Source organism: Marinomonas sp. MED121 (assembly GCF_000153025.1).
Taxonomy (GTDB): Bacteria; Pseudomonadota; Gammaproteobacteria; order Pseudomonadales; family Marinomonadaceae; genus Marinomonas.
In genome coordinates, this window is record NZ_CH672430.1 from 563,294 (window position 1) to 582,561 (window position 19,268).

Sequence of the window (19,268 nt, forward strand, 5' to 3'; positions counted from 1 at the left end):
TCGCGTAAAAGCTAATCACTTTAAACTTACCGTTTTTCTCATCTAAGAAAATAGGCGATACGATACGCTGTGAAATGACTTTAGTATTTACGGCTTTAAAGTACTCATTAGACGCTAAGTTTACCAATAATTCATCCTCAGCTAATTCGCTGACAATCATATTGGCAATATCATCTCCCCAAAACTGGTAAAGGTTAGTGCCTTTGTCGTTACTTAAGCGAGTCCCCATCTCAAGACGATAAGCTTGCATTAAGTCCAATGGTTTTAATAAGCCATATAGGCCGCTGAGCATGCGCAAATGTCCTTGTGCATACGCTATGTCATCTTGACTAAGGGAGTGAGCATCAAGGCCCGTGTAGACATCGCCTTTGAACGTAAATAAAGCAGGACGACTATTTGTCTCAGAGTGAGTTTTGTTCCACTCGTGATAACGGTTTACATTGAGTGCGGCAAGTTTGTCACTTAGCTTCATTAAAGAGGCAACATCAGCAGGTGTATAAGGCTTAATGGTATCAATAAGCGCTTGAGCTTGAGATAAAGCGATAGGCTGACTTGACTCTTTAGTTGGTAACTTGCTGTCTAAATCTAATGTTTTTGCGGGAGAAATTAAAAACTTCATTGAGAATCCTGTAACATAAAGGGCAAGATATATTGCGTTTGTTACAGATTATCCATAGAGTAACGATAGATATCTATAGTGAAGTTCAATAGAGAGAATTTATGAAGAGCAATGTGCTACATTTTCCTAAAGAATTAACCGCTCAGAAAAATGAGATAAATGAGCTTGAATCTGCTGAGTCAAAAGCTTGGGATGAGCGCCTTGAAGAGTCGTTCGACATAATAGATAAAATGAATGACTTAGATCTGATGAGATTGCGTGAGGCGTTTGATAAGGCAAGATTGGATTGGCCTGAAGAAGAAGCTGAGCTACCCGAGAAAAATAAACGTCATTCTTTTTTATAATTAACATAATGATTTTTCGATAAATCTGGATTGTAAAAACAATAGATTCTAAGCGCATGACACTTTAGCAAGGCTTGATGCTAAAATGCCGTAAGATATAAACCCTCAAAACTTAATTTTCCTCTTCGGCAACAGATTGTATGTTTTCTTTTTTAATACGCCATTCTTTGGTATTTATTTTTGCGGCGGCCATTCTTGGTTTTTTATTACCTGAGTACTCCTTAAAAGTTTTTCCGATTCTGCCTTACTGCCTCTTTGTTTTAATGACATTAACCTTAATTGGTATGAAACAAAATGAACTCGTGATTAAGCTGAAACAGCTCTATGTCTGGTGGTATGCCTGCTTTCACTCGTTTGTTTTGATGCTGCTAAGCTTTGCCTTTGCTAAGTTTATCGGGGCGGATGAAGCCCTGACTTTGGCTATCGTTGCGGTTGCGGCTACAGGTTCATTGTTTGCTACCCCTGCGATCATTCGTGCGCTTGGTTTTGATGTGATGACCTCAATGGCCATGACAATAGCGTCTACCATTTTATTACCTGTTGCCATTTATGTTTCTTTGTTTTTGCTGCAATCAGGTGAAGTAAGCTTGGATATGCAAGCCTATATTATGCGTTTGGTTATTTTTATCTTTGGGCCAATGTTGCTCTCTTTTGTAATACATAAATATGTACCAGAGGATAAATTAGGACGCGCCTTGGTAAAAATCTCTCCCTATACCATTTTGGTGGTGTTTGCCTTCCCATTTGGCTTGATCAGTAATTTTAGACTGCAATGGGATCAAGATCCTATGTTGGCATATCAGCTTATTGGTATTTCAACCTTTTTGGTGGCCTTGTTTTTTGTCGCTGCATTCTTCTTGTATAAGAAACTGGGAAAAGAGCAGGCGTTTATGGCGGCTGTGACGGCAGGAAATCGTAATGTGCTGCTCACTCATACCATCGCAGGTTCATTATTAGGGCCTATGTTTTTGCCGCTTGCTGGTGCAATCCAAGTGCCTACATCTGCTCTGCCTATCCTTACTAAATGGTTGGCGAAGCGCGCTAAATAGTTGTTTAATAGATGAATTACTCAGCGGAGAATTCATCATGAAGGAATTAATCAACGCACGCTTGCGTGGTAAAAAAGAATTTTATCGAATCAAAATCGTCAATGGTAAATTTTTTTCGATTGATGTGCAGCATGATTACCTTGATCTACCTAAGCATGAAGAGGTATATGATGCTCAAGGAAAGCTTGTCTGTGCGCCTTTTGTTGAGCCTCATATTCATCTTGATGCCGCTTTAACGGCTGGTGAGCCTAATTGGAATAACTCGGGTACCTTATTTGAAGGGATTGAGCGTTGGGGTGAGCGCAAACCTATGCTTAATGAGGCCGATATTCGAAGCCGTGTTTATCAAACCCTAGAACTCCTCGTTGAAAACGGTGTTCAGCATGTGAGAACCCATGCAGATACGACAGACCCAAGTTTGATTGGTGTGAAAACCCTTTGCGCTATTCGTGACGAATTAAAAGATAAGATTAATATTCAAGTGGTCGCTTTTCCGCAAGATGGTTTGCTGTCTTACGAAGGCGGTTTAGAGCTTATGATAGAGGCCTTAGAAATCGGCGCGGATGTGGTAGGTGGTATCCCTCACTTTGAATATACCCGTGAGCTGGGCGAAGCCTCAGTCAAAAAAATTATCGAACTGGCCCTAAAGTACGACAGATTAATTGATGTGCATTGTGATGAAACTGATGATGCCAACTCCCGCTTTTTAGAGCTTCTTGCTTGCGAAGCCCTGTTTAATAAAATAGGCCACAGAGTCACAGCGAGCCATACCACCGCCATGCACTCTTATGACAATGCCTACTGCTCTAAACTCTTTCGTTTATTGAAGAACTCAGGCATTAACTTTGTTTCTTGCCCAACAGAAAGTATTCATCTGCAAGGCCGCTTTGACACCTACCCTAAACGCCGAGGTGTAACCCGCGTAAAAGAGCTTAACGCCGCTGGCATTAACGTTTGCCTAGGTGAAGATTCTATCTTTGACCCTTGGTATTCCCTTGGTAATGGTAAACTGCTTCGCACCTTGGATTTTGCCTTACATATCTGTCAAATGATGGGTTATCAAGATTTCAGCACCGCCTTGAGCCTGATCACAGATAACAGTGCTAAAACCCTCTGTATAGAAGATGTTTACGGCATCGAAGTGGGTAAGCCAGCTAGCTTTATCCTATTGGATGGGGAAGACGACTACAGCGTGCTTCGAAAACAAGGTGACGTACTGCTCTCGGTGAAAGAGGGCGAAACCATAATGCAAAGAGAGCCTGCGAAAGTGGTGACTGGGAAGTACTTTTAGTAAAAGTAGGTTTTTTTAAGCTAGTTATAAATTATTAGTAGGGGGTAATATATTTTTAGCCTTTTGGTAATGTTTCTAGCAAAACCTGACTTCAACGGAATACTCTTTACCTGATTCAATGCCTTCAACCACATTACTTTCTAACGTGGTTCCATTTAGCATGAGACCGCATTCAGATTCGCAAGTAACGCGCGAATAGTTTAGGTGTAAGGTGGCGCCTCTAAAAAGGCGTGTCGCTGATGCTTGTTTCCAGCTTGAAGGAAATTTAGGGTGAATAGCGAGACCCGTGGTAGTGCCTTTTAAGCCAAACATTTCCTCAATAATCATTTGATAGAGCCAAGCGCCAGTGCCGGTATTAAAAAGATTGCTGGAACGCCCTGCTGTACTTGGGAACTGATAATAAGCGCCACGGTAATAGTTGGGTACGTAAACCGGGAGTTGACCCCGTTGGGAAAAGGTTTTGCAATTAGGATCGGCAATCATCTTTCTTAGGGTGTTAAAAGCCCTGTCAGGTTCACCGATTTTGTATAAACTGGCCGCATAAAAGGCGGCTGCATGATTATATACTGAGCCGTTTTCGCCGGACCCTGGCCACTTTTGAGTGACTCGGCCAATGTCTTCTCGCATAGCGGTATAGGCAGGAGCACACAACATGACGCCAAAAGGCGTATCAAGCTGCTCATCAATCGCATCTAACATACGCGCTTTTTGTTGCTCAGTCGGCATGTTTGCTAAAAAAGCCCAGCTTTGTGTATTCAAGAAAATGCGGCCTTCTTTATCCTTTGGAACCCCGAATGTGACACCATCATCTGTAATGCCTCTAGCGTACCAGTCTCCTTGCCATAGAAAGGTTTCGGCGATTTCTTTAAGCTCGTTAATGGTTTTCTGATAATATTTAAGTGTTTGAGCTGGGTTGTATTCTTCAGATATGCGAATCCAAGTTTGCAAGGCAACACTAAGTGCCTGTGTTAGCCAGCCAGAGACCCCTTTGCCTCTATGGCCGACCATATTCATAGGGTCGCACCAATCGCCTTGGTCGATATAGGGAAGGCCTCTGCTATCGCGTGCTTGGCACATATGTGTCATAGCGCGATTGATGTGTTCTAAAACCGTGTCTTTATCAGATGAATCTTGCCACTCAACGCCCTCATGGAGTATATGCCAATCATTTGTCTCATTGAGGTAGGCGTCCAAAATAAGGGCTAACCATACAGAGTGATCTGTATGTGGAATTTGATTGATATAGTTCAGCTTGGCATCCGGTGTGAGTAATATGCCGTCGGGCATTTCGCCATCGCTATTTTGTTGAGCAAGTGAGGTGAGGATGACTTTCTTAGTGATACGACTATCGACATAGGCCATCCCCATGCCATCTTGAAGATAATTGCGTGTTTGTGGATCAGTTGTAAGGCGGTTGGTATCACCATGGTAGAAAACCTGGCGTGGTAGCCAGTGGTTCACAAAATGATTTAATGATTCATCGGGTGAATCTATGTCTATTACGCCACGTCCTGAATGAATGTAGTGACTATAGTTGCGAATTTGTTCTAATTTTTTCTCGCCCAGCGCTTGGGTAATAACAGATTGAATTTCTGTCTTGTCTAATGCTGGGCCAAATACAAAATTAAACTCCTTGGATTTATGCCTTTCTAAATCGATTTTAAACTGCATGACGCAGGCTGGCATTTCATAATGACAGTCTTGGTCTGAAAGGTCTGAGCACTCGCTTAGGGCGTCAGGGTTGTGAAGCCCTCCTAGCCCTTCAAAGCGGACACCGCTGGTTTCAAAATGGTCAGGGGGGCAGTCACTCGCAAAAAAAGTGATATCTTTAAGGTGTTTGTTTTTTTCGTAGTCTTCGAGCTTTTGATAGGGGGTGATAGAAGTGCAGACCACCGCATTAAGCGTATGATCATAATGTGCCCCCATGTTCATCCACGACATATAACCTACTGGAAAGTAAGGGATAAGTGAAAGTTTTCGATTTGAATTACTTGAATTTATGACCTTCACATGCCAAAGCTCAGCTTGGGATTGTTCTCCAAGGGCGAGGGTGATTTCAATGGTGATATCTTGGTTTTTTACTCGCCAGCAAATATCGTTTAGCCCTGGTAAAAATTCAAAGCTCTGCAGAGGGGTTTTCATTGGGGCAAAAGGGGCTGAAAACATCTCTCCTGTTTCATCATCTCGTACATAGAAAAAACGACCAGGATGGTTGGCGAAATAAGGTTGTTCGGGCTGCATAAAACTTGTGGCAGCTAAATTCGGGGCATGGGCGTATTTTTTAGGTTCTGGGTTCATATACTGAGCAACCGCATAGCCCTGACAATTCATATGAATCATCATGTGTCTGTTCCATAAGTAGCCAGCGGAATTTGGCACTAATTTGGGATCAGATAATAAAAAACGTTTACCGCCTTCAATGTACATTGTCATCGAAATACCCTCCGGATTTTAAGTATAAATAAGCTTTATGGCGCTCTTTTGTCCGTTCTATTTGTTACTAGTTATTGAATGTGTCGACTCGCGAATGGATAAACTAGGTTCAAATAGATTCTGTATAGGAAGTGACTCTCCGTAACATAAGTTCAAAATTTGATGGCAAGCATTTCTTGAAATCGCTTCAAGTGGGATATTGACGCTTGTCATAGGGGGGGATGTAAATTCAGCAAGGTCAATATCATCGTAGCCAATAACCGACACGTCTTTTCCGACAGTGATTCCGTGTTTGCTTAGGGTTGAAATTGCAGCCATACCGCTATTGTCATTTGAACAAAATAGGGCGGTGAAAGGCTTCTTTTTGCTGAGTAATAGCTCGGTAGCTTCAACGCTTTGTTGAAAGCTATAACCACCAGACTCTATCAGGCTTGGGTCAACTTCTATGCCAGCTGCTAAGAGTTCATCCAAAAAGCCTTTATGTCTGCTTTGGGCATCTTGTGCGTTCATGCGACCTGTCACAATGGCGATTTTTTTATGTCCCAATTCGACAAAGTGCTTAGCTGCAAGGCGACCCCCTTGGTAATGGTTAGTGCTAAATGCTTTCTCTGCCAAATCTTCTATATTTCGATTAATGAAAACGACTTTAGGGTAGCGAGCTTCAATTTTTGCTAATTCAAAAACGGAGAGTTCAGGGCAGGACATAAGAATGCCATCACAGTCTCGCTCAATAAGATAATCCAAGCAGTCAATGCGCTCTTTGTCCGAAATGCTGTCTTCAGCGTTTGCCAAGATAATGTGCTTATCTCGCTTGCGTAACTCTCTTTCAATTGTTTGCAGCATTTTGCGGTGAAAAGAGCCGGAGAAAGAAGGGACCCATAAGCCTATGATGTTTGACTTTTTTGATGATAGTGATCTTGCCATGCTGTTTGGGCGATAGCTTAACTCAGTCATAGCAGCAGCGACTTTTTCTCCTGTTTTGCTAGAGATTGAGCTGTTCCCTGAAAGGTATCTGGAAACAGTTCCAACACCTACTCCAGCCAGTTTTGCTACATCTTTAATGGTTGCCATTGTTAAAAAGCCTTAAAATTATTGTCTTCAATTTTTTTCATTATAAGACCTAAACTACTAGTTTTATAGTGTTTTTTATTAATTATAAATTGATGTAAAAATTTATAGCTTAATAAAATTATATAAAACAATAAGATGAAGTTAATAAAGAATGTTTTTTATTTTTAAATATTAAATTATTTTTTGGAACCGTTTCCAAAATTAAAAAAAGAGTGCTAAGTTAAATATTCCATAAGAACAAAAATGAGATTAAAAGGTACCGCTATGATTAAAATAATTTTTTTCTGCACTGTGATTGCGCTAGTCACGTCTCCTCTTATGGCTAAGGAAGAAGCCGAAGTTATGCACTGGTGGACATCTGGTGGTGAATCTGCCGCAATCAAGGTATTAGCAGATGCCTATGAAGCAGAAGGCGGCAGCTGGAAGGATAGCGCTGTTGCTGGTGGATCAAATGCACGAAGTGCGGCAATCAATCGTATGATAGGTGGGTCACCCACTACTGCCGCATTATTTAATACCTCTCAGCAATATCACGAAATGATTGCTGAAGGGATGTTGAATAATCTAGATTCCATTGCCATAGCAAACCAATGGGATGAGATTTTACCTAAACCGACTCTTGATGCGATTAAGGTCGATGGTCACTTCTATGCTGCACCAATCAATATTCATATGCCTACTTGGTTTTGGTACTCAAAAAAAGCGTTTAGAAAAGCAGGCATAGTTAAAGAGCCTCAGTCTATTGATGAGCTATTTGTTGTTTTAGATAAACTAAAAGCCTCTGGCGTCATTCCTTTAGCATTAGGAGGGCAAAAATGGCAAGAAAACCTTCTCTTTATGGCAATTTTAAGCAATGTAGGGGGCAAGCAGCTTTACCTTGATGTTCTAAATAAACGTGATGCTAATACGTTAAATTCACCTGCCTTTAATAAGGTGGTGGAGATGTTTCTTAAGCTAAAACCTTATGTTGATACCGGCTCTCCAGGTCGAAATTGGAATGATACAACCAGCTTAGTGATTAACGACAAGGCTGGGATACAAGTGATGGGGGATTGGGCCAAAGGTGAATTTACCCAAGCTAGGAAAAGACCTAATAGGGATTACGGCTGCTTTGCTGGTTTAGGCAGTGACTCCCTTTATATTGTAGGAGGGGATGTGTTTGTGTTTCCTAAAACAGACAATAAAGAGCAAATTCTTGCTCAAGAAAAGTTAGTTGAAACTATGCTTAATCCTTTGACGCAAATTCGATTTAATCGATTGAAAGGATCAATTCCAGTAAGAACCGATATCGATGTTTCAAGTATGGGTCGATGTGCTCAATTAGGTTCAAGGATTTTGAAAGATGAGTCTCGTCAGGTACCTGATGGCTCAATGTTGATGGAGTCTTATCGTTACGGTTCTCTCAAGGATGCGATTACTGAAGTTTGGAATAGTCGAGATATGTCTACCCAAAAAGCAGTGAAAATTCTTGCACAGGCTTTGCAGGGCTAGTTGGTTAAATGATGGAGGTGTTTTGTTGATATCTCCATTCTTAACGCTTGTTTTAAATACTAGTCATTCTAAGAGGTGAAAAATGAACGTTATCGCTATTCAGGTGCATCTTAAGCGTAACTCATTCGCTTATTTAGCGGCATTGCCTATGGCATTAACTGTGTTTGTTGCCTACATGGGAACCATGTTTTGGTCAGTTCGTTTATCTTTTAGTAGTTCTCGCATGCTGCCTAAAGATGACTTTGTTGGCTTTGCTCAATATGAGCGACTTTTTAATACGTCTCGCTGGATCTCGTCGTTAGAAAACTTATTGCTGATTGCCTTTTTGTTTTTAGCCATTTGTTTTGTATTGGGGTTTCTCTTATCTGTCTTTATTGACCAAAAAATTAAAGCAGAGAGCTTTTTTCGTACGGTTTTTCTCTTTCCGTATGCCATGTCCTTCATTGTGACAGGACTGGTATGGCAATGGATATTTAACCCTCAGTTAGGGGTTCAGAAAACGGTGCAGGCTTTAGGTTGGGAGTCATTTAAATTCGATTGGATTGTCGACCCAGATATGGTGCTTTATACGGTTGTGATTGCGGCAGTTTGGCAGGGGGCAGGTCTCGTTATGGCTTTACTACTTGCAGGGCTTCGAGGGATTGATGATGACCTTTGGAAGGCGACAAAAATAGATGGTATTCCCGCATGGCGAGTTTACATCAGTATTATTTTGCCAATGCTGCGACCTATGATTATTACGACAGTGGTGCTTCTCTCGATCAGTATTATCAAAATGTATGATGTTGTTGTCGCCATGACTGGGGGGGGGCCTGGTGTGGCCAGTGAAGTACCCGCAAAATTCATCATGGATAACTTGTTTGAGCGCGCCAACATAGGGATAGCAACAGCGGCATCGACCGTCATGCTTTCTACTATTTTATGTTTGATTGCGCCATTCATATATTCAAATTACATCAAGAAGCAAGGTAGGTAATTTATGTTATCAATACTTTCACCTACCAATTCGAAGTTGGCTTCAAAGAGAGGTTCCTCTCTTCAGATGCAATGGGGACGAATAGGTATTTACGGATTTTTGCTGGTTACGGCCTTGTTCTTTTTACTACCACTCTATGTGATGTTGGTGACATCCTTTAAAGGGCTTGATGAGATTCGTTTGTCGTCTATTTTTGCCATGCCACAAGAGTTCTCTTGGGATTATTGGAAAATTGCGTGGAGCAGTGCTTGTACCGGGTTGGAATGTAGCGGCTTAAAGGTTGGCTTTTGGAACTCGGTGAAAATACTCATTCCGAGTGTGATTATTTCGGTCATGTTCGGCGCGATTAATGGCTATGCCTTATCGTTTTGGAAGATAAAGGGCGCAAATATCTTATTTGCCTGTTTATTACTTGGGGCCTTTATTCCATATCAGGTGTTTATTTATCCTCTTATTCGGGTCTATGCCGAAATTGGTATCTATGGCACCTTGACTGGGGTGGTTGTATCGCATGTTATTTTTGGTATGCCCATCATGACACTCTTGTTTCGTAATTATTATAGTACTCTGCCGTTAGAGCTCTTTAATGCCGCAAGAATTGATGGGGCAGGCTTCTTTAAAGTTTTCTTTGTCATTATGTTGCCCATGTCGACCCCCATTATTATTGTTGCTGTCATTATGCAGGTGACTAATATTTGGAACGACTTTTTAATTGGGTTGGTTTTTGCTGGCAGTGATAACTTACCCATGACAGTACAACTCAATAATATTGTTAATACCACCACAGGTGAGCGAGCCTATAACGTCAATATGGCTGCCACCATTCTCACTTCACTTGTACCTCTGATTATCTACGTCGCTTCTGGGCGTTGGTTTGTCCGTGGTATCGCCTCTGGCGCAGTTAAAGGATAGTCTCATGGGAAACGTAAGCATTAATAAGCTAGACATTAGCTACGACACAACATTTATTCTTAACCAATTGGATTTATCGATAGAGGATGGCGAGTTTGTTGTATTACTGGGTCCATCTGGGTGTGGTAAATCAACCTTATTAAATGCCATTGGCGGTCTTATTGATACCACTGGAGGCTCTATCTATTTCGATGGAAACGACGTTACTTGGGCTGATCCTAAAGACAGAGGGATAGGAATGGTTTTTCAGTCCTATGCTTTATACCCGACCATGTCGGTTGAGAAAAATATGTCTTTTGGCCTAAGAATAGCGGGGGTTGATAAAGAGACGATAGCAAGAAAGGTGGATTGGGCGGCAAAACTACTTCAGTTAGAACCCTTGCTTAAACGCAAACCCGCCTCTCTTTCTGGTGGGCAGAGGCAAAGGGTGGCGATTGGCCGCGCCTTAGTTAGGGATGCGGGTATTTATTTATTTGATGAGCCTCTTTCTAATTTAGATGCGAAACTGCGAACTGAATTAAGGTTAGAAATTAAGAAGTTACATCAAAAACTTAAATCGACAATGATTTATGTTACCCATGATCAAATAGAAGCCTTAACTTTGGCTGACCGTATTGCTGTGATGAAAGATGGGGTAATTCAGCAGTTAGACACGCCTTATAATATTTACAACAAACCTGACAATTTATTTGTCGCCACATTTTTAGGGTCTCCTAGTATGAATTGTCTTGAGGGGACCTTGTATTCAAACGGTGGGAAAGTCACTTTCTTTTCTGCTGATATGTTATTGGATGTGAGTGATTATCAATTTATGAAAGAGCCAGATGACGGGCAGCATGTCACTATGGGTATACGTCCTGAGCATATTCAGACTCTAGAGGCCGATAAAGAAGATGCGAATCTGGTTAGCGGTGTAATTGAATTGGTTGAGCCTATGGGTTCTGAGACTTTAATTTGGACACGTTTTACCTCTCAGCAAACTTTGTCTCATAGTGTGAGTTCGGAGCTTGTTTTTGCTAAAGGTGAGCGAGTTAATGTAAAGATTGAGCCCTCTAAGTGCTCTTTTTTTGATACAGAAACTGGCTTTCGTATTTAATCTTTTTTTACGCATCATAGTGAGTGGCGATATGATTAATACAAAAATACTTTTGATGGGGGTCTCTGGTACAGGGAAAAGTTTGATTGGTCGGCTGCTTGCCGATGCTTTAGGAATCTTTTTTATTGATGGGGATGATTTTCATCCGCAAGCGAATCTAGACAAGATGAAAAGCGGCATACCGTTAACGGATAGTGATAGGGAGGGATGGTTGAAAGCTCTTAATCGAGAGCTCATTCGTCATCCGTGTCTGATACTTGCTTGTTCTGCATTAAAGCCTGAGTACCGACATTTACTAAAAGAAAATAATCAAGAGCTCATGGTTCTCTATTTAAAAGGCTCTTATGAGGTTATTTTGCATCGTCACAAAAAGCGTCAAGATCACTTTTTTAATGGAGAAAATATGCTGAAAAGCCAATTTGATACCTTGATTGAACCCTCCCATGATGAGGCAATCTGTATTGAAGTTGATCAGGCTATTGAGTGTATTGTTGAGCAAGCATTAATCGCCATAAGAAATGAAAGGAGTCGATATTTAAGTTAGGCTGCGCCGCTATTTGAAATGTTTTTTCATCAAGCCGCGGATTTGGTCATAACTTAGGTTTAGTGCTTTAGCTGCCTGTTTCTGGCTTTGTTGGTTTTGTTCTAAGGCTTGAATTAATAGGCTTTTTTCTAATTCATTAAGGCTTTGTTTTAGATCGATTTGCTTGCTAGATGTTTTCACGAGAGCGGTTTGTGGCAGATCTTGTTCCGGCTTTTCATCTGCCTCTTTTATTGATTCTTGCTTAGCACTTGTGTCAGCCAAATGCTGAGGAAAAGGATCAATGATGATATTTTCAAGGGCCTCATCATTTTCTCCTTGTCTAAAAACAGAGCGCTCTATGCAATTTTTGAGTTCGCGAATATTGCCAGGCCAATCGTGCTGTTTTAATTCTGTCATTGCTTTATCGCTAAACCCTGTAAAGCTTTCCCAGCCTAACTCTATGCTCATACGCATTGCAAAATAGTCAGCCAGTTCCAGAATATCTTCTTTTCGTTCTCTAAGAGGGGGGGTAGGGATGACATCAAAAGCAAGTCTATCGAGCAAGTCTGCTCTAAATTCCCCTTTTGCAGCCATGGTTTTTAAGTCTGCATTGGTGGCGGCGATTAGGCGTACATCCACTTTTAAGGTCTTGTGTCCACCAAGGCGTTCAAACTCTCCGTATTCTATGACTCTCAATAGCTTTTCTTGCAGTCTGGTGGACATTGCCCCTAACTCGTCTAAAAAGAGTGAGCCACCGTCTGCACGTTCAAAGCGGCCATGATGAATCTTTTGCGCACCAGTAAATGCGCCCGGCTCATGACCAAATAATTCGCTTTCCATGAGATCTTCACTGATCGTGGCGCAGTTAAGGGACACGAATGCCTGATCCCAGCGAGGTGAGAGATAATGCAATCTTTCTGCGATTAACTCTTTGCCGGTGCCTCTCTCTCCCAGTACCAGTACTGGGCGGTTAATGCTGGCAAGTGCGGAAGCTTGCTCTAGTGCTTGAGCAAGTGCGGCTGAGCTACCTATTGCTCTTTGTGGGCTTGAGGTCATTTTGGGCTTACTTCAATTAAATTATTTATAGGGTGTGGTTAAAATAACCTCTTTTAATGGTTAATAAAACCATTTTGCGTGGTTTAAATTGCCATTTTTGTTTTCTTTATTGATGCAAAAAAGATTGCTTTTTATTTATCTGATTGAATTTAAAGGTTTTTTAAAAGTTGGCACATATCCTGATATAGCTATAACAAATTCAAAAACTTAATGTGAAAGCTTAGTTCCTAAAGGAGTAATGCAATGGGTATATTTTCAAGAATGACAGACATCATTAACAGCAACATCACTTCTTTGCTGGATAAAGCAGAAGATCCGCAAAAAATGATTCGTATGATTATCCAAGAAATGGAAGAGACTTTAGTTGAAGTGAGATCAAGTTCAGCACGGGTTATTGCTGATCGTAAAACCGCGGCTCGTCGTCTCGCTAGAATTAAGGAAGAAATTGCAGAATGGACAGATAAGGCTATGTTGGCAATTGATAAAGGTCGTGAAGATTTGGCCCGTGCCGCTTTATCTGAGAAGCAGGCTACTGCAAAAGAAGTGGATGTAATTGAGAGCGAACTAACCGAGCTAGATGATCATTTAACCAGTTTAAATGACGAAATTTCTCAACTTCAAACTAAGCTTGATGATGCTAAGGCGAAACAAAAAGCCATGTTAATGCGACAAACCAGTGTTGAGAATCGTCTTAAAGTGAGAAGACAAAATCAGCGTTCTAACCTGGATGATGCTTTTGACAAGTTTGAGCGTTTTGAGCGTCGCATGGATACCTTAGAAGGTGAGCTTGAATCCATGGATATAGGCGCTAATGCAAAAACTAACCTTAAAACAGAAATTGATGCACTTAAAGAAAATGACGAAATTAATGACGAGTTAGCTCAACTGAAAGCCAAAATGGCAAATAAGTAATTTGGCGTTTACCCAATAAAGCTTTTAACCAATTAGATTAGTAAGGATGTACCTATGAATATGGCTGTTTTTTTCTTTGTGCCAGTCATCATTTTTATGGGGCTAGTCGCCCCACTTTGGCTAGTGCTGCATTACTTTAGTAAAAGGCGCTCAGCAAAAGGTTTGGCCGAGGAGGATAGAGTGGAACTGGATGACCTACTAAAAACCGCTGATAAATTAACGGATCGTATTGAAATATTAGAAAGAATATTAGATGTCGATAGTCCGAATTGGCGAGAAAAAGAAGCCGAAGCGAGTTACCGCAAACGAGATGCGCACTCAATGGATGAGCGCTCTTCTGCAGGAGAGAGATAATGAATCACAAATTTAAAGATAAGTGTAAGCAGATGTTTAATGAGAATAAGCAAAAGGGATGGAATATGAACCTGTATCGGAATCGCGAAAAAGGCTATATGGGTGGTGTATGTGCGGGACTGGCTGACCATTTTGATATTGAACCTTGGGTGGTTCGTTTAAGCTTTTTTGCCGGTTTTTTATTTCTTGGAGGCTTTACCCTATTTGCCTATATCGCACTTTGGTACTTTCTAAAACCTGGCGGCGGAGAAATGCAGTTTGAGTATGACGAGAGACGCCATCAGTATGGCCCTAAAAAAATGTTCAAGTACTCTGATTCCTCTTCGGTACGTTTAAAGCGAGCAAGAGACAGGATGAATCAAGCCAGCCGACGAATAGAAGAAATGGAGAGGTATGTTACGTCTAAAAAGTATGATCTTGAGCGTGAATTTTCTTCAATGAAAAAGAAGTCTTAGTAAAATTTACGGGTTAAATTGTTTGAGTAATAGGCTGTTATTCCCTGACGGAACAAATCGATTAATAGTTAAGCTCAATAGGCTGTTAATAAAGGATTTAAAGGAGGCTAAGATGTTGACTTGTCCCCATTGCAAAGGACGTTGTATTAGGCATTTATTCAATGTTTTTATGGGATCCTTTGGTACCGCAACATGCCATCTTTGTGGTCAAGCGTTTGGTGTTAAAACCAAAGTGAAATATATGGTTAAGGGCCTGTGTTATTGCACAGGTTTGATTGCTCTATTACTGGCGCTCACTATGCATTCGGCTTGGCCATTAATCGTTTATGCCGCCATAGTCTTGCAGTTATTTATTCTCGCCATGTTTCGATTTGATTTAGTTGAGCTTGAAAGCTCTGAGTTCGATTTGGCTGATAGGGCGTTTAGGGAAACCGCGGTAAAAAAGCATGAGAGCAATTCAGCGTCAAAAATAGATTAAAGTTGAATTGCTTAAGCCTAGGGAGCCCGTGATTAAGTCACCACTTCTCAGTTTGTTCTTTAAAAGGGATATGGGGAAAACTGTAAAGGTATATGGGGCAAAGCATCAAGCAAGGCGTCACTTTGTGTTTGTTTAATAAAAAGTTATGTTATACACCTTTAGAGAAGGGAAACGCAGGGTGTTACTTTTATATGCTGTCTAGGTATTATTTGAACACTACAGCTATTTGACCACTACAGCTCAAAGATCCGAAGGGCGCGGTCTAAAAGCCCTATCTTTACGTTGAGGTGCTTATCAATAGAATAACTATTAAGTGACACCTCTAGCCATAAATCTAGCGGCTTTTATCCACACGCTGAGGCGGGTGGACTTATTCGCAGCTTCCCTAGTATTTAAATAGTATTATTCCATTCAATACATTGTTCGAGACGAATACCTTCACCGCCAAAAATATCTAATGCACTGCCAATGGTTAAATCCACCTTACCTTGCGAAAGTGATTGTACCAAGGCTAGATCATCCAATGTTCTAGCACCTCCAGCGTAGGTGGTCGCAATAGAAGCATGTTTTCCTAATAGTTCTACAAGTTCTGTATCTATACCTGCTTGGAGGCCTTCTACATCGGCAGCATGGATTAAAAACTCATCACAGTGATCTGCTAATTCATTCAGGTTTTCTTGATTGATTTGGGTCGATGTTATTGTTTGCCAGCGGTCTGTTGCTATGTTCCAACCGGTGGCTGTGCGACGACAGCTCAGATCAAGAATCAATCTTTCTGTTCCTGTTTCTCGTTTAATTCTATCGAGTCTGTCCCAGGAGAATTCGCCATTTTCAAATAAGTAAGAGGTAACGATAAGGTGAGATGCGCCGGCTTTTAAGAACTCGCTTGCATTTTTGTGATTGACGCCTCCTCCAAACTGCAAGCCATTAGGGTAGGCTTTGAGTGCTTTAATGGCTTCTTCTTTATTGCCTGGTCCTAATGCTATGACATGTCCGCCTGTTAAAGCATGTTCTTTATAGAGGGCTGCATAATAAGCTGCATCATGCTCACTGATAAAGTTTTCTTTGGCGCCATGGTCATTCAAGCTGCCACCAACAATTTGCTTTACTTTTCCTTGGTGAAGGTCGATACAGGGACGAAACTTAGTCAATCTTATTGCTCCAAATAATCTCTAGTTACTGCTTAAAATGCGGTGTCGTGAATGACGCTAATTGTACCTGATTCATTCTACCGCTTCCTCTAAATGTCTTTATGTTTCGAATAACTGTTACAATATGCCGCTTTTATCAAATCGAAACCAGATTTAGGTTAAAAACTTTGGTCTAATCTTTGCTTAATTTAATGGAAAATACCCCATGTTACAGATATCAATTGCGGTCGCTATTCCCGATCATGAAATGGAGCTGACCGCGATTCGTTCACAAGGGGCTGGTGGTCAAAATGTGAACAAGGTGTCATCGGCCATACATTTAAGGTTTGATATAAAGGCTTCTTCTTTGCCTGAATTCCATAAAAGCCGACTACTTGCTTTAAAAGATTCGCGAATCACTAAAGATGGGGTTGTGATTATCAAAGCACAACAACATAGAACCCAAGAACTTAATCGTGAAGATGCGCTCGCTAGACTGAAAGCCTTGATTCTAGATGCGATTAAGGTAGAGAAGGTGAGACGGGCAACCAAGCCAACTAAATCCTCGCAACGTAAACGCGTTGATCATAAAAAGCAAAAGGGCCAGATTAAGGCGTTGCGTAAAAAGAACTGGGACTAGGTCTTATTAGCCTATATAGATAGGTTTGAAATAGGGCTATCTAGCCCCATTTCTTTTTTCTAAATAGTGAAATAACAGGGCAATAATACCTGCTAAAGACAAGTATATCCCTGTCATTAAGAGTAATGGTTCATAGACGATATAGGTCTCCTGTCGTATTTTTGAAAATACTGCATAGGTGTCAATGAGAGTAATAGTTGCCACTAAAGGTGTTGCCTTGAGTTGTAAAATAACCTCTCCTCCGATGACTGGCAATGTGCGCTGTATGGCTCTGGGTAGCCAAATACGCGATAAGATTTTAAATGGTGGCATACCAAATGCCTTGGCCGCTTCTAATTCTCCTTTAGGAACACCAGCAAAAGCCCCTCGCATGATTTCTCCTTCATAAGCGGCAACAGATAGTGTTAAAGCAATAAAGGCATAAGGCCAAGCATCGGTTAAATAAGGCCAAAGAAATGATTCCCGCAACCAGTCTATTTCAGGGAAGATAGAACCAACACCATAATAAAGAAGCCATATTTGTAGTAATAGAGGTGTTCCTCTTATAAGAGTACAAAAGCTCAGGGCTAATTTTGCTAGAAAACTAGGGCCTGTTACTTGAACTAGACCAATTGGAATCGCGATTAAGAAGCCCGTGATAAAGCTTGTTACTAACAAAATAAGGGTTCGCCAAAGGCCTTCTAAAATAGCGTCTTGATATTCCGGAATCCAGTACCAGCTAAGGTTGTTAACTAGCCCAGCTATCGAGCCTAATGTAATAACAATCAGTAGTATTCTATGTGGCATAAACCAAGCTTTTATTGCCAGTAGATCAAGCATGGATGTCGCTTTTTTTTCGTGAGATAAGTTAGGTTGAATTAAAGGCTGATTATCCATGTATTTGCCCTTTATTTGAGCGACGAATGAAGTACTTAAATAAAGCATCCGAAACTAATGAAATGCATAAGTAAAGCCCTCCTGCCACGGTCAGAAATAATAGCTGCTCTTTTGTTGCTCCTGCCGCTTGTCTTGCTGCCAATGTTAATTCAGTAAAGCCAACGACAGCGAGTAATGCGGTATCTTTAGTTGCTATTAGCCAGAGATTGGAGAGACCAGGTAAAGCGTGAGGGAGCATGGCTGGCAAGCTGATACGGTATAGAATTTTGTATTTAGGCATGGCAAATGCGTGGGCCGCTTCTATTTGACCTGCTGGAATCGCAAGCATCGCTGAGCGTACCACTTCAGTTGCATAAGCGCCTTGAACAAACGATATGACCAGTACACCTGCGATAAATCCATTAATTTCAATGTTGCTTATCCCTACTAGGCTGAGCAGACTATTTAGTAAGTTTGGTAAAGCAAAATAAATTAATAAGATTAGGACGAGTTCTGGGATAGCTCGTACAACCGTTGTGTAGCACGACCATAAATCACGACAGACAATACTCTTACCTAGCTTGCCAAGCGCGCCAAAAAAGCCAATAACAAGTCCAAATAAAAAGCCTAGAATAGCTATCTCTAATGAGAGAAGAAGTCCAGATAATAAGGTGCCACCCCATCCTGGCGCTTCAAAAGCTAATAACTGCCAAACAGACATAGATTGATAATCAATAAACATAAGTCACCCTAACGTTAACAAGCAAAAACTAAGCAAGTTAACTTGCTTAGTTTTTGTTTATCTTATTCGCCGTAAATATTGAAGGAGAAATAAGCTTGGGATATTTGCTCGTAAGTACCATTTTCTCGAATGGCGTCAATGGCATTGTTAAGCTGCTCTTTTAGCTCTGGATTACCTTTACGTAGGCCAAAACCAATACCTTCTCCTAATAAGGATTCATCATTAACCGCCATCCCCTTTAGATCGCAACAGTTCTTTCCTTGTTCTGAATTAAGGAAACTTTCAAGGGTGAGGGCATCTGCTTGGGTTGCATCTATGCGGCCAGAGTAAAGGTCTTGGTTAGCTTCGTCTTGGCTCTGATACTCTTTAATCGTGGCATTAGGATAATACTTTTTTGCAAACTTCACGTGAATGCTGGCGGCTTGCAGGCCGATTATTTTATTATCGAGTTCGGCTGGTGTACTGCTGAAGTTTGCATTTTTCGAACCAATAATTGAAGCGCCGGATTGATAGTATTTATCCGAAAAATCAATCACACGTTTACGGTCTGCCGTAATGGATAATGAGGCAGCTACCACATCGATTTTTTTAGAGAGTAATGCTGGAATAATGCCATCCCAAGCGGTAGCCACAATTTCACAATCTAGTTTGGCTTGTGCGCAAATTGCCTTAGCTATGTCTATTTCCCAACCTGAATAATTACCAGATGCATCAGGGACAGAAAAGGGTGGATAGGGCTCGGTGGCAATACCTACTTTAATCGTTTGGGCTGCTAGTGTTGTTGAGAAAAAGCCAATAACAAAGGCGCTAATATACGCAATAGATGCTTTGAGTTTCATGA

21 protein-coding genes are annotated in these 19,268 nt (G+C 41.1%); 13 read left to right on the top strand and 8 right to left on the bottom strand.

What is annotated here, in order from left to right; genetic code table 11:
- A partial coding sequence (yaaA, locus tag MED121_RS10425) for a peroxide stress protein YaaA (RefSeq protein WP_009833653.1) occupies positions 1–619 on the bottom strand: 619 nt, incomplete at its 3' end.
- A gap of 101 nt (positions 620–720) precedes the next feature.
- Here yaaA and MED121_RS10430 point away from each other — a divergent pair.
- The 3 genes from MED121_RS10430 to codA all read left to right on the top strand — a co-directional run bounded on the left by MED121_RS10430 (position 721) and on the right by codA (position 3,303).
- On the top strand, positions 721–963 hold the full coding sequence (locus MED121_RS10430) for a hypothetical protein (RefSeq protein ID WP_009833654.1): 243 nt from the start codon (positions 721–723) through the stop codon (positions 961–963).
- Positions 964–1,103: 140 nt separating this feature from the next.
- Complete coding sequence (locus tag MED121_RS10435; RefSeq protein WP_009833655.1) at positions 1,104–2,012, top strand: membrane protein; 909 nt, start codon at positions 1,104–1,106, stop codon at positions 2,010–2,012.
- 34 nt (positions 2,013–2,046) lie between these two features.
- Positions 2,047–3,303: a cytosine deaminase gene (codA, locus tag MED121_RS10440; protein WP_116371616.1), complete on the top strand. Its 1,257-nt coding sequence runs from the start codon at positions 2,047–2,049 to the stop codon at positions 3,301–3,303.
- A gap of 75 nt (positions 3,304–3,378) precedes the next feature.
- Here the strand turns inward: codA and MED121_RS10445 are convergent, their stop codons facing one another.
- Together MED121_RS10445 and MED121_RS10450 are read right to left on the bottom strand one after the other, a co-directional pair.
- Positions 3,379–5,736, bottom strand: coding sequence for a glycosyltransferase 36 (locus MED121_RS10445; protein WP_036179941.1), 2,358 nt, complete (start codon positions 5,734–5,736; stop codon positions 3,379–3,381).
- 57 nt (positions 5,737–5,793) lie between these two features.
- Positions 5,794–6,807, bottom strand: a complete 1,014-nt coding sequence (locus MED121_RS10450; RefSeq protein ID WP_009833658.1) for a LacI family DNA-binding transcriptional regulator — start codon at positions 6,805–6,807, stop codon at positions 5,794–5,796.
- 264 nt (positions 6,808–7,071) lie between these two features.
- Between MED121_RS10450 and MED121_RS10455 the strand changes: the two genes are divergently transcribed.
- The 5 genes from MED121_RS10455 to MED121_RS10475 all read left to right on the top strand — a co-directional run bounded on the left by MED121_RS10455 (position 7,072) and on the right by MED121_RS10475 (position 11,826).
- Positions 7,072–8,298 (top strand): ABC transporter substrate-binding protein, encoded by a 1,227-nt coding sequence (locus MED121_RS10455; protein WP_116371617.1) that lies wholly within the window; start codon positions 7,072–7,074, stop codon positions 8,296–8,298.
- A gap of 82 nt (positions 8,299–8,380) precedes the next feature.
- A complete protein-coding gene (locus tag MED121_RS10460) occupies positions 8,381–9,274 on the top strand; it encodes a sugar ABC transporter permease (RefSeq protein WP_009833660.1) in 894 nt (297 codons plus the stop codon).
- Positions 9,275–9,340: 66 nt separating this feature from the next.
- Complete coding sequence (locus MED121_RS10465) at positions 9,341–10,186, top strand: carbohydrate ABC transporter permease (protein WP_207382802.1); 846 nt, start codon at positions 9,341–9,343, stop codon at positions 10,184–10,186.
- A gap of 4 nt (positions 10,187–10,190) precedes the next feature.
- Positions 10,191–11,282, top strand: coding sequence for an ABC transporter ATP-binding protein (locus tag MED121_RS10470; RefSeq protein ID WP_009833662.1), 1,092 nt, complete (start codon positions 10,191–10,193; stop codon positions 11,280–11,282).
- Between the two features lie 31 nt (positions 11,283–11,313).
- Positions 11,314–11,826, top strand: a complete 513-nt coding sequence (locus MED121_RS10475; protein ID WP_009833663.1) for a gluconokinase — start codon at positions 11,314–11,316, stop codon at positions 11,824–11,826.
- A 9-nt stretch (positions 11,827–11,835) separates the two neighbouring features.
- Here MED121_RS10475 and pspF read toward each other — a convergent pair whose 3' ends face one another.
- A complete protein-coding gene (gene pspF / locus MED121_RS10480) occupies positions 11,836–12,861 on the bottom strand; it encodes a phage shock protein operon transcriptional activator (protein WP_009833664.1) in 1,026 nt (341 codons plus the stop codon).
- Positions 12,862–13,104: 243 nt separating this feature from the next.
- Between pspF and pspA the strand changes: the two genes are divergently transcribed.
- The 4 genes from pspA (at position 13,105) to MED121_RS10500 (ending at position 15,060) form a co-directional block, all read left to right on the top strand.
- Positions 13,105–13,773 carry a phage shock protein PspA gene (gene pspA, locus MED121_RS10485; RefSeq protein WP_036179945.1) on the top strand — a complete coding sequence of 223 codons (669 nt, stop codon included), beginning with the start codon at positions 13,105–13,107 and terminating at the stop codon, positions 13,771–13,773.
- 54 nt (positions 13,774–13,827) lie between these two features.
- A complete protein-coding gene (pspB, locus tag MED121_RS10490) occupies positions 13,828–14,127 on the top strand; it encodes an envelope stress response membrane protein PspB (protein ID WP_009833666.1) in 300 nt (99 codons plus the stop codon).
- Positions 14,127–14,582, top strand: a complete 456-nt coding sequence (locus tag MED121_RS10495) for a PspC domain-containing protein (RefSeq protein ID WP_009833667.1) — start codon at positions 14,127–14,129, stop codon at positions 14,580–14,582. The genes pspB and MED121_RS10495 overlap by 1 nt, the downstream gene beginning before the upstream one ends.
- Positions 14,583–14,694: 112 nt before the next feature.
- Positions 14,695–15,060, top strand: coding sequence for a hypothetical protein (locus MED121_RS10500; protein ID WP_036179948.1), 366 nt, complete (start codon positions 14,695–14,697; stop codon positions 15,058–15,060).
- A 392-nt stretch (positions 15,061–15,452) separates the two neighbouring features.
- Here the strand turns inward: MED121_RS10500 and hisA are convergent, their stop codons facing one another.
- Positions 15,453–16,211 carry a phosphoribosylformimino-5-aminoimidazole carboxamide ribotide isomerase gene (hisA, locus tag MED121_RS10505; protein ID WP_009833669.1) on the bottom strand — a complete coding sequence of 253 codons (759 nt, stop codon included), beginning with the start codon at positions 16,209–16,211 and terminating at the stop codon, positions 15,453–15,455.
- A gap of 205 nt (positions 16,212–16,416) precedes the next feature.
- Between hisA and arfB the strand changes: the two genes are divergently transcribed.
- A complete protein-coding gene (gene arfB, locus MED121_RS10510) occupies positions 16,417–16,830 on the top strand; it encodes an alternative ribosome rescue aminoacyl-tRNA hydrolase ArfB (protein WP_009833670.1) in 414 nt (137 codons plus the stop codon).
- Positions 16,831–16,866: 36 nt separating this feature from the next.
- On the opposite strand, the gene MED121_RS10515 is transcribed toward arfB, so the two are convergent.
- The 3 genes from MED121_RS10515 to MED121_RS10525 form a co-directional block, all read right to left on the bottom strand.
- Entirely contained in the window at positions 16,867–17,706 is an 840-nt protein-coding gene (locus tag MED121_RS10515; RefSeq protein WP_009833671.1) for an ABC transporter permease subunit, read from the bottom strand.
- Entirely contained in the window at positions 17,699–18,427 is a 729-nt protein-coding gene (locus MED121_RS10520) for an ABC transporter permease subunit (protein ID WP_009833672.1), read from the bottom strand. Before MED121_RS10520 ends, MED121_RS10515 begins: the two co-directional genes overlap by 8 nt.
- 62 nt (positions 18,428–18,489) lie before the next feature.
- Positions 18,490–19,266 carry a transporter substrate-binding domain-containing protein gene (locus tag MED121_RS10525; RefSeq protein WP_009833673.1) on the bottom strand — a complete coding sequence of 259 codons (777 nt, stop codon included), beginning with the start codon at positions 19,264–19,266 and terminating at the stop codon, positions 18,490–18,492.
- Between the last annotated feature and the right edge of the window lie 2 nt (positions 19,267–19,268).

What these genes read in the sequence shown, in the direction of transcription:
- MED121_RS10450 (WP_009833658.1), bottom strand. Translation starts at nt 6,807, where the DNA reads ATGGCAACCATTAAAGATGTAGCAAAACTGGCTGGAGTAGGTGTTGGA.
- MED121_RS10500 (WP_036179948.1), top strand. Translation starts at nt 14,695, where the DNA reads ATGTTGACTTGTCCCCATTGCAAAGGACGTTGTATTAGGCATTTATTC.
- MED121_RS10475 (WP_009833663.1), top strand. Translation starts at nt 11,314, where the DNA reads ATGATTAATACAAAAATACTTTTGATGGGGGTCTCTGGTACAGGGAAA.
- MED121_RS10525 (WP_009833673.1), bottom strand. Translation starts at nt 19,266, where the DNA reads ATGAAACTCAAAGCATCTATTGCGTATATTAGCGCCTTTGTTATTGGC.
- pspF (WP_009833664.1), bottom strand. Translation starts at nt 12,861, where the DNA reads ATGACCTCAAGCCCACAAAGAGCAATAGGTAGCTCAGCCGCACTTGCT.
- arfB (WP_009833670.1), top strand. Translation starts at nt 16,417, where the DNA reads ATGTTACAGATATCAATTGCGGTCGCTATTCCCGATCATGAAATGGAG.
- MED121_RS10470 (WP_009833662.1), top strand. Translation starts at nt 10,191, where the DNA reads ATGGGAAACGTAAGCATTAATAAGCTAGACATTAGCTACGACACAACA.
- MED121_RS10435 (WP_009833655.1), top strand. Translation starts at nt 1,104, where the DNA reads ATGTTTTCTTTTTTAATACGCCATTCTTTGGTATTTATTTTTGCGGCG.
- MED121_RS10430 (WP_009833654.1), top strand. Translation starts at nt 721, where the DNA reads ATGAAGAGCAATGTGCTACATTTTCCTAAAGAATTAACCGCTCAGAAA.
- MED121_RS10455 (WP_116371617.1), top strand. Translation starts at nt 7,072, where the DNA reads ATGATTAAAATAATTTTTTTCTGCACTGTGATTGCGCTAGTCACGTCT.
- MED121_RS10445 (WP_036179941.1), bottom strand. Translation starts at nt 5,736, where the DNA reads ATGACAATGTACATTGAAGGCGGTAAACGTTTTTTATTATCTGATCCC.
- MED121_RS10460 (WP_009833660.1), top strand. Translation starts at nt 8,381, where the DNA reads ATGAACGTTATCGCTATTCAGGTGCATCTTAAGCGTAACTCATTCGCT.
- pspA (WP_036179945.1), top strand. Translation starts at nt 13,105, where the DNA reads ATGGGTATATTTTCAAGAATGACAGACATCATTAACAGCAACATCACT.
- MED121_RS10520 (WP_009833672.1), bottom strand. Translation starts at nt 18,427, where the DNA reads ATGTTTATTGATTATCAATCTATGTCTGTTTGGCAGTTATTAGCTTTT.
- MED121_RS10465 (WP_207382802.1), top strand. Translation starts at nt 9,341, where the DNA reads ATGCAATGGGGACGAATAGGTATTTACGGATTTTTGCTGGTTACGGCC.
- pspB (WP_009833666.1), top strand. Translation starts at nt 13,828, where the DNA reads ATGAATATGGCTGTTTTTTTCTTTGTGCCAGTCATCATTTTTATGGGG.
- MED121_RS10495 (WP_009833667.1), top strand. Translation starts at nt 14,127, where the DNA reads ATGAATCACAAATTTAAAGATAAGTGTAAGCAGATGTTTAATGAGAAT.
- MED121_RS10515 (WP_009833671.1), bottom strand. Translation starts at nt 17,706, where the DNA reads ATGGATAATCAGCCTTTAATTCAACCTAACTTATCTCACGAAAAAAAA.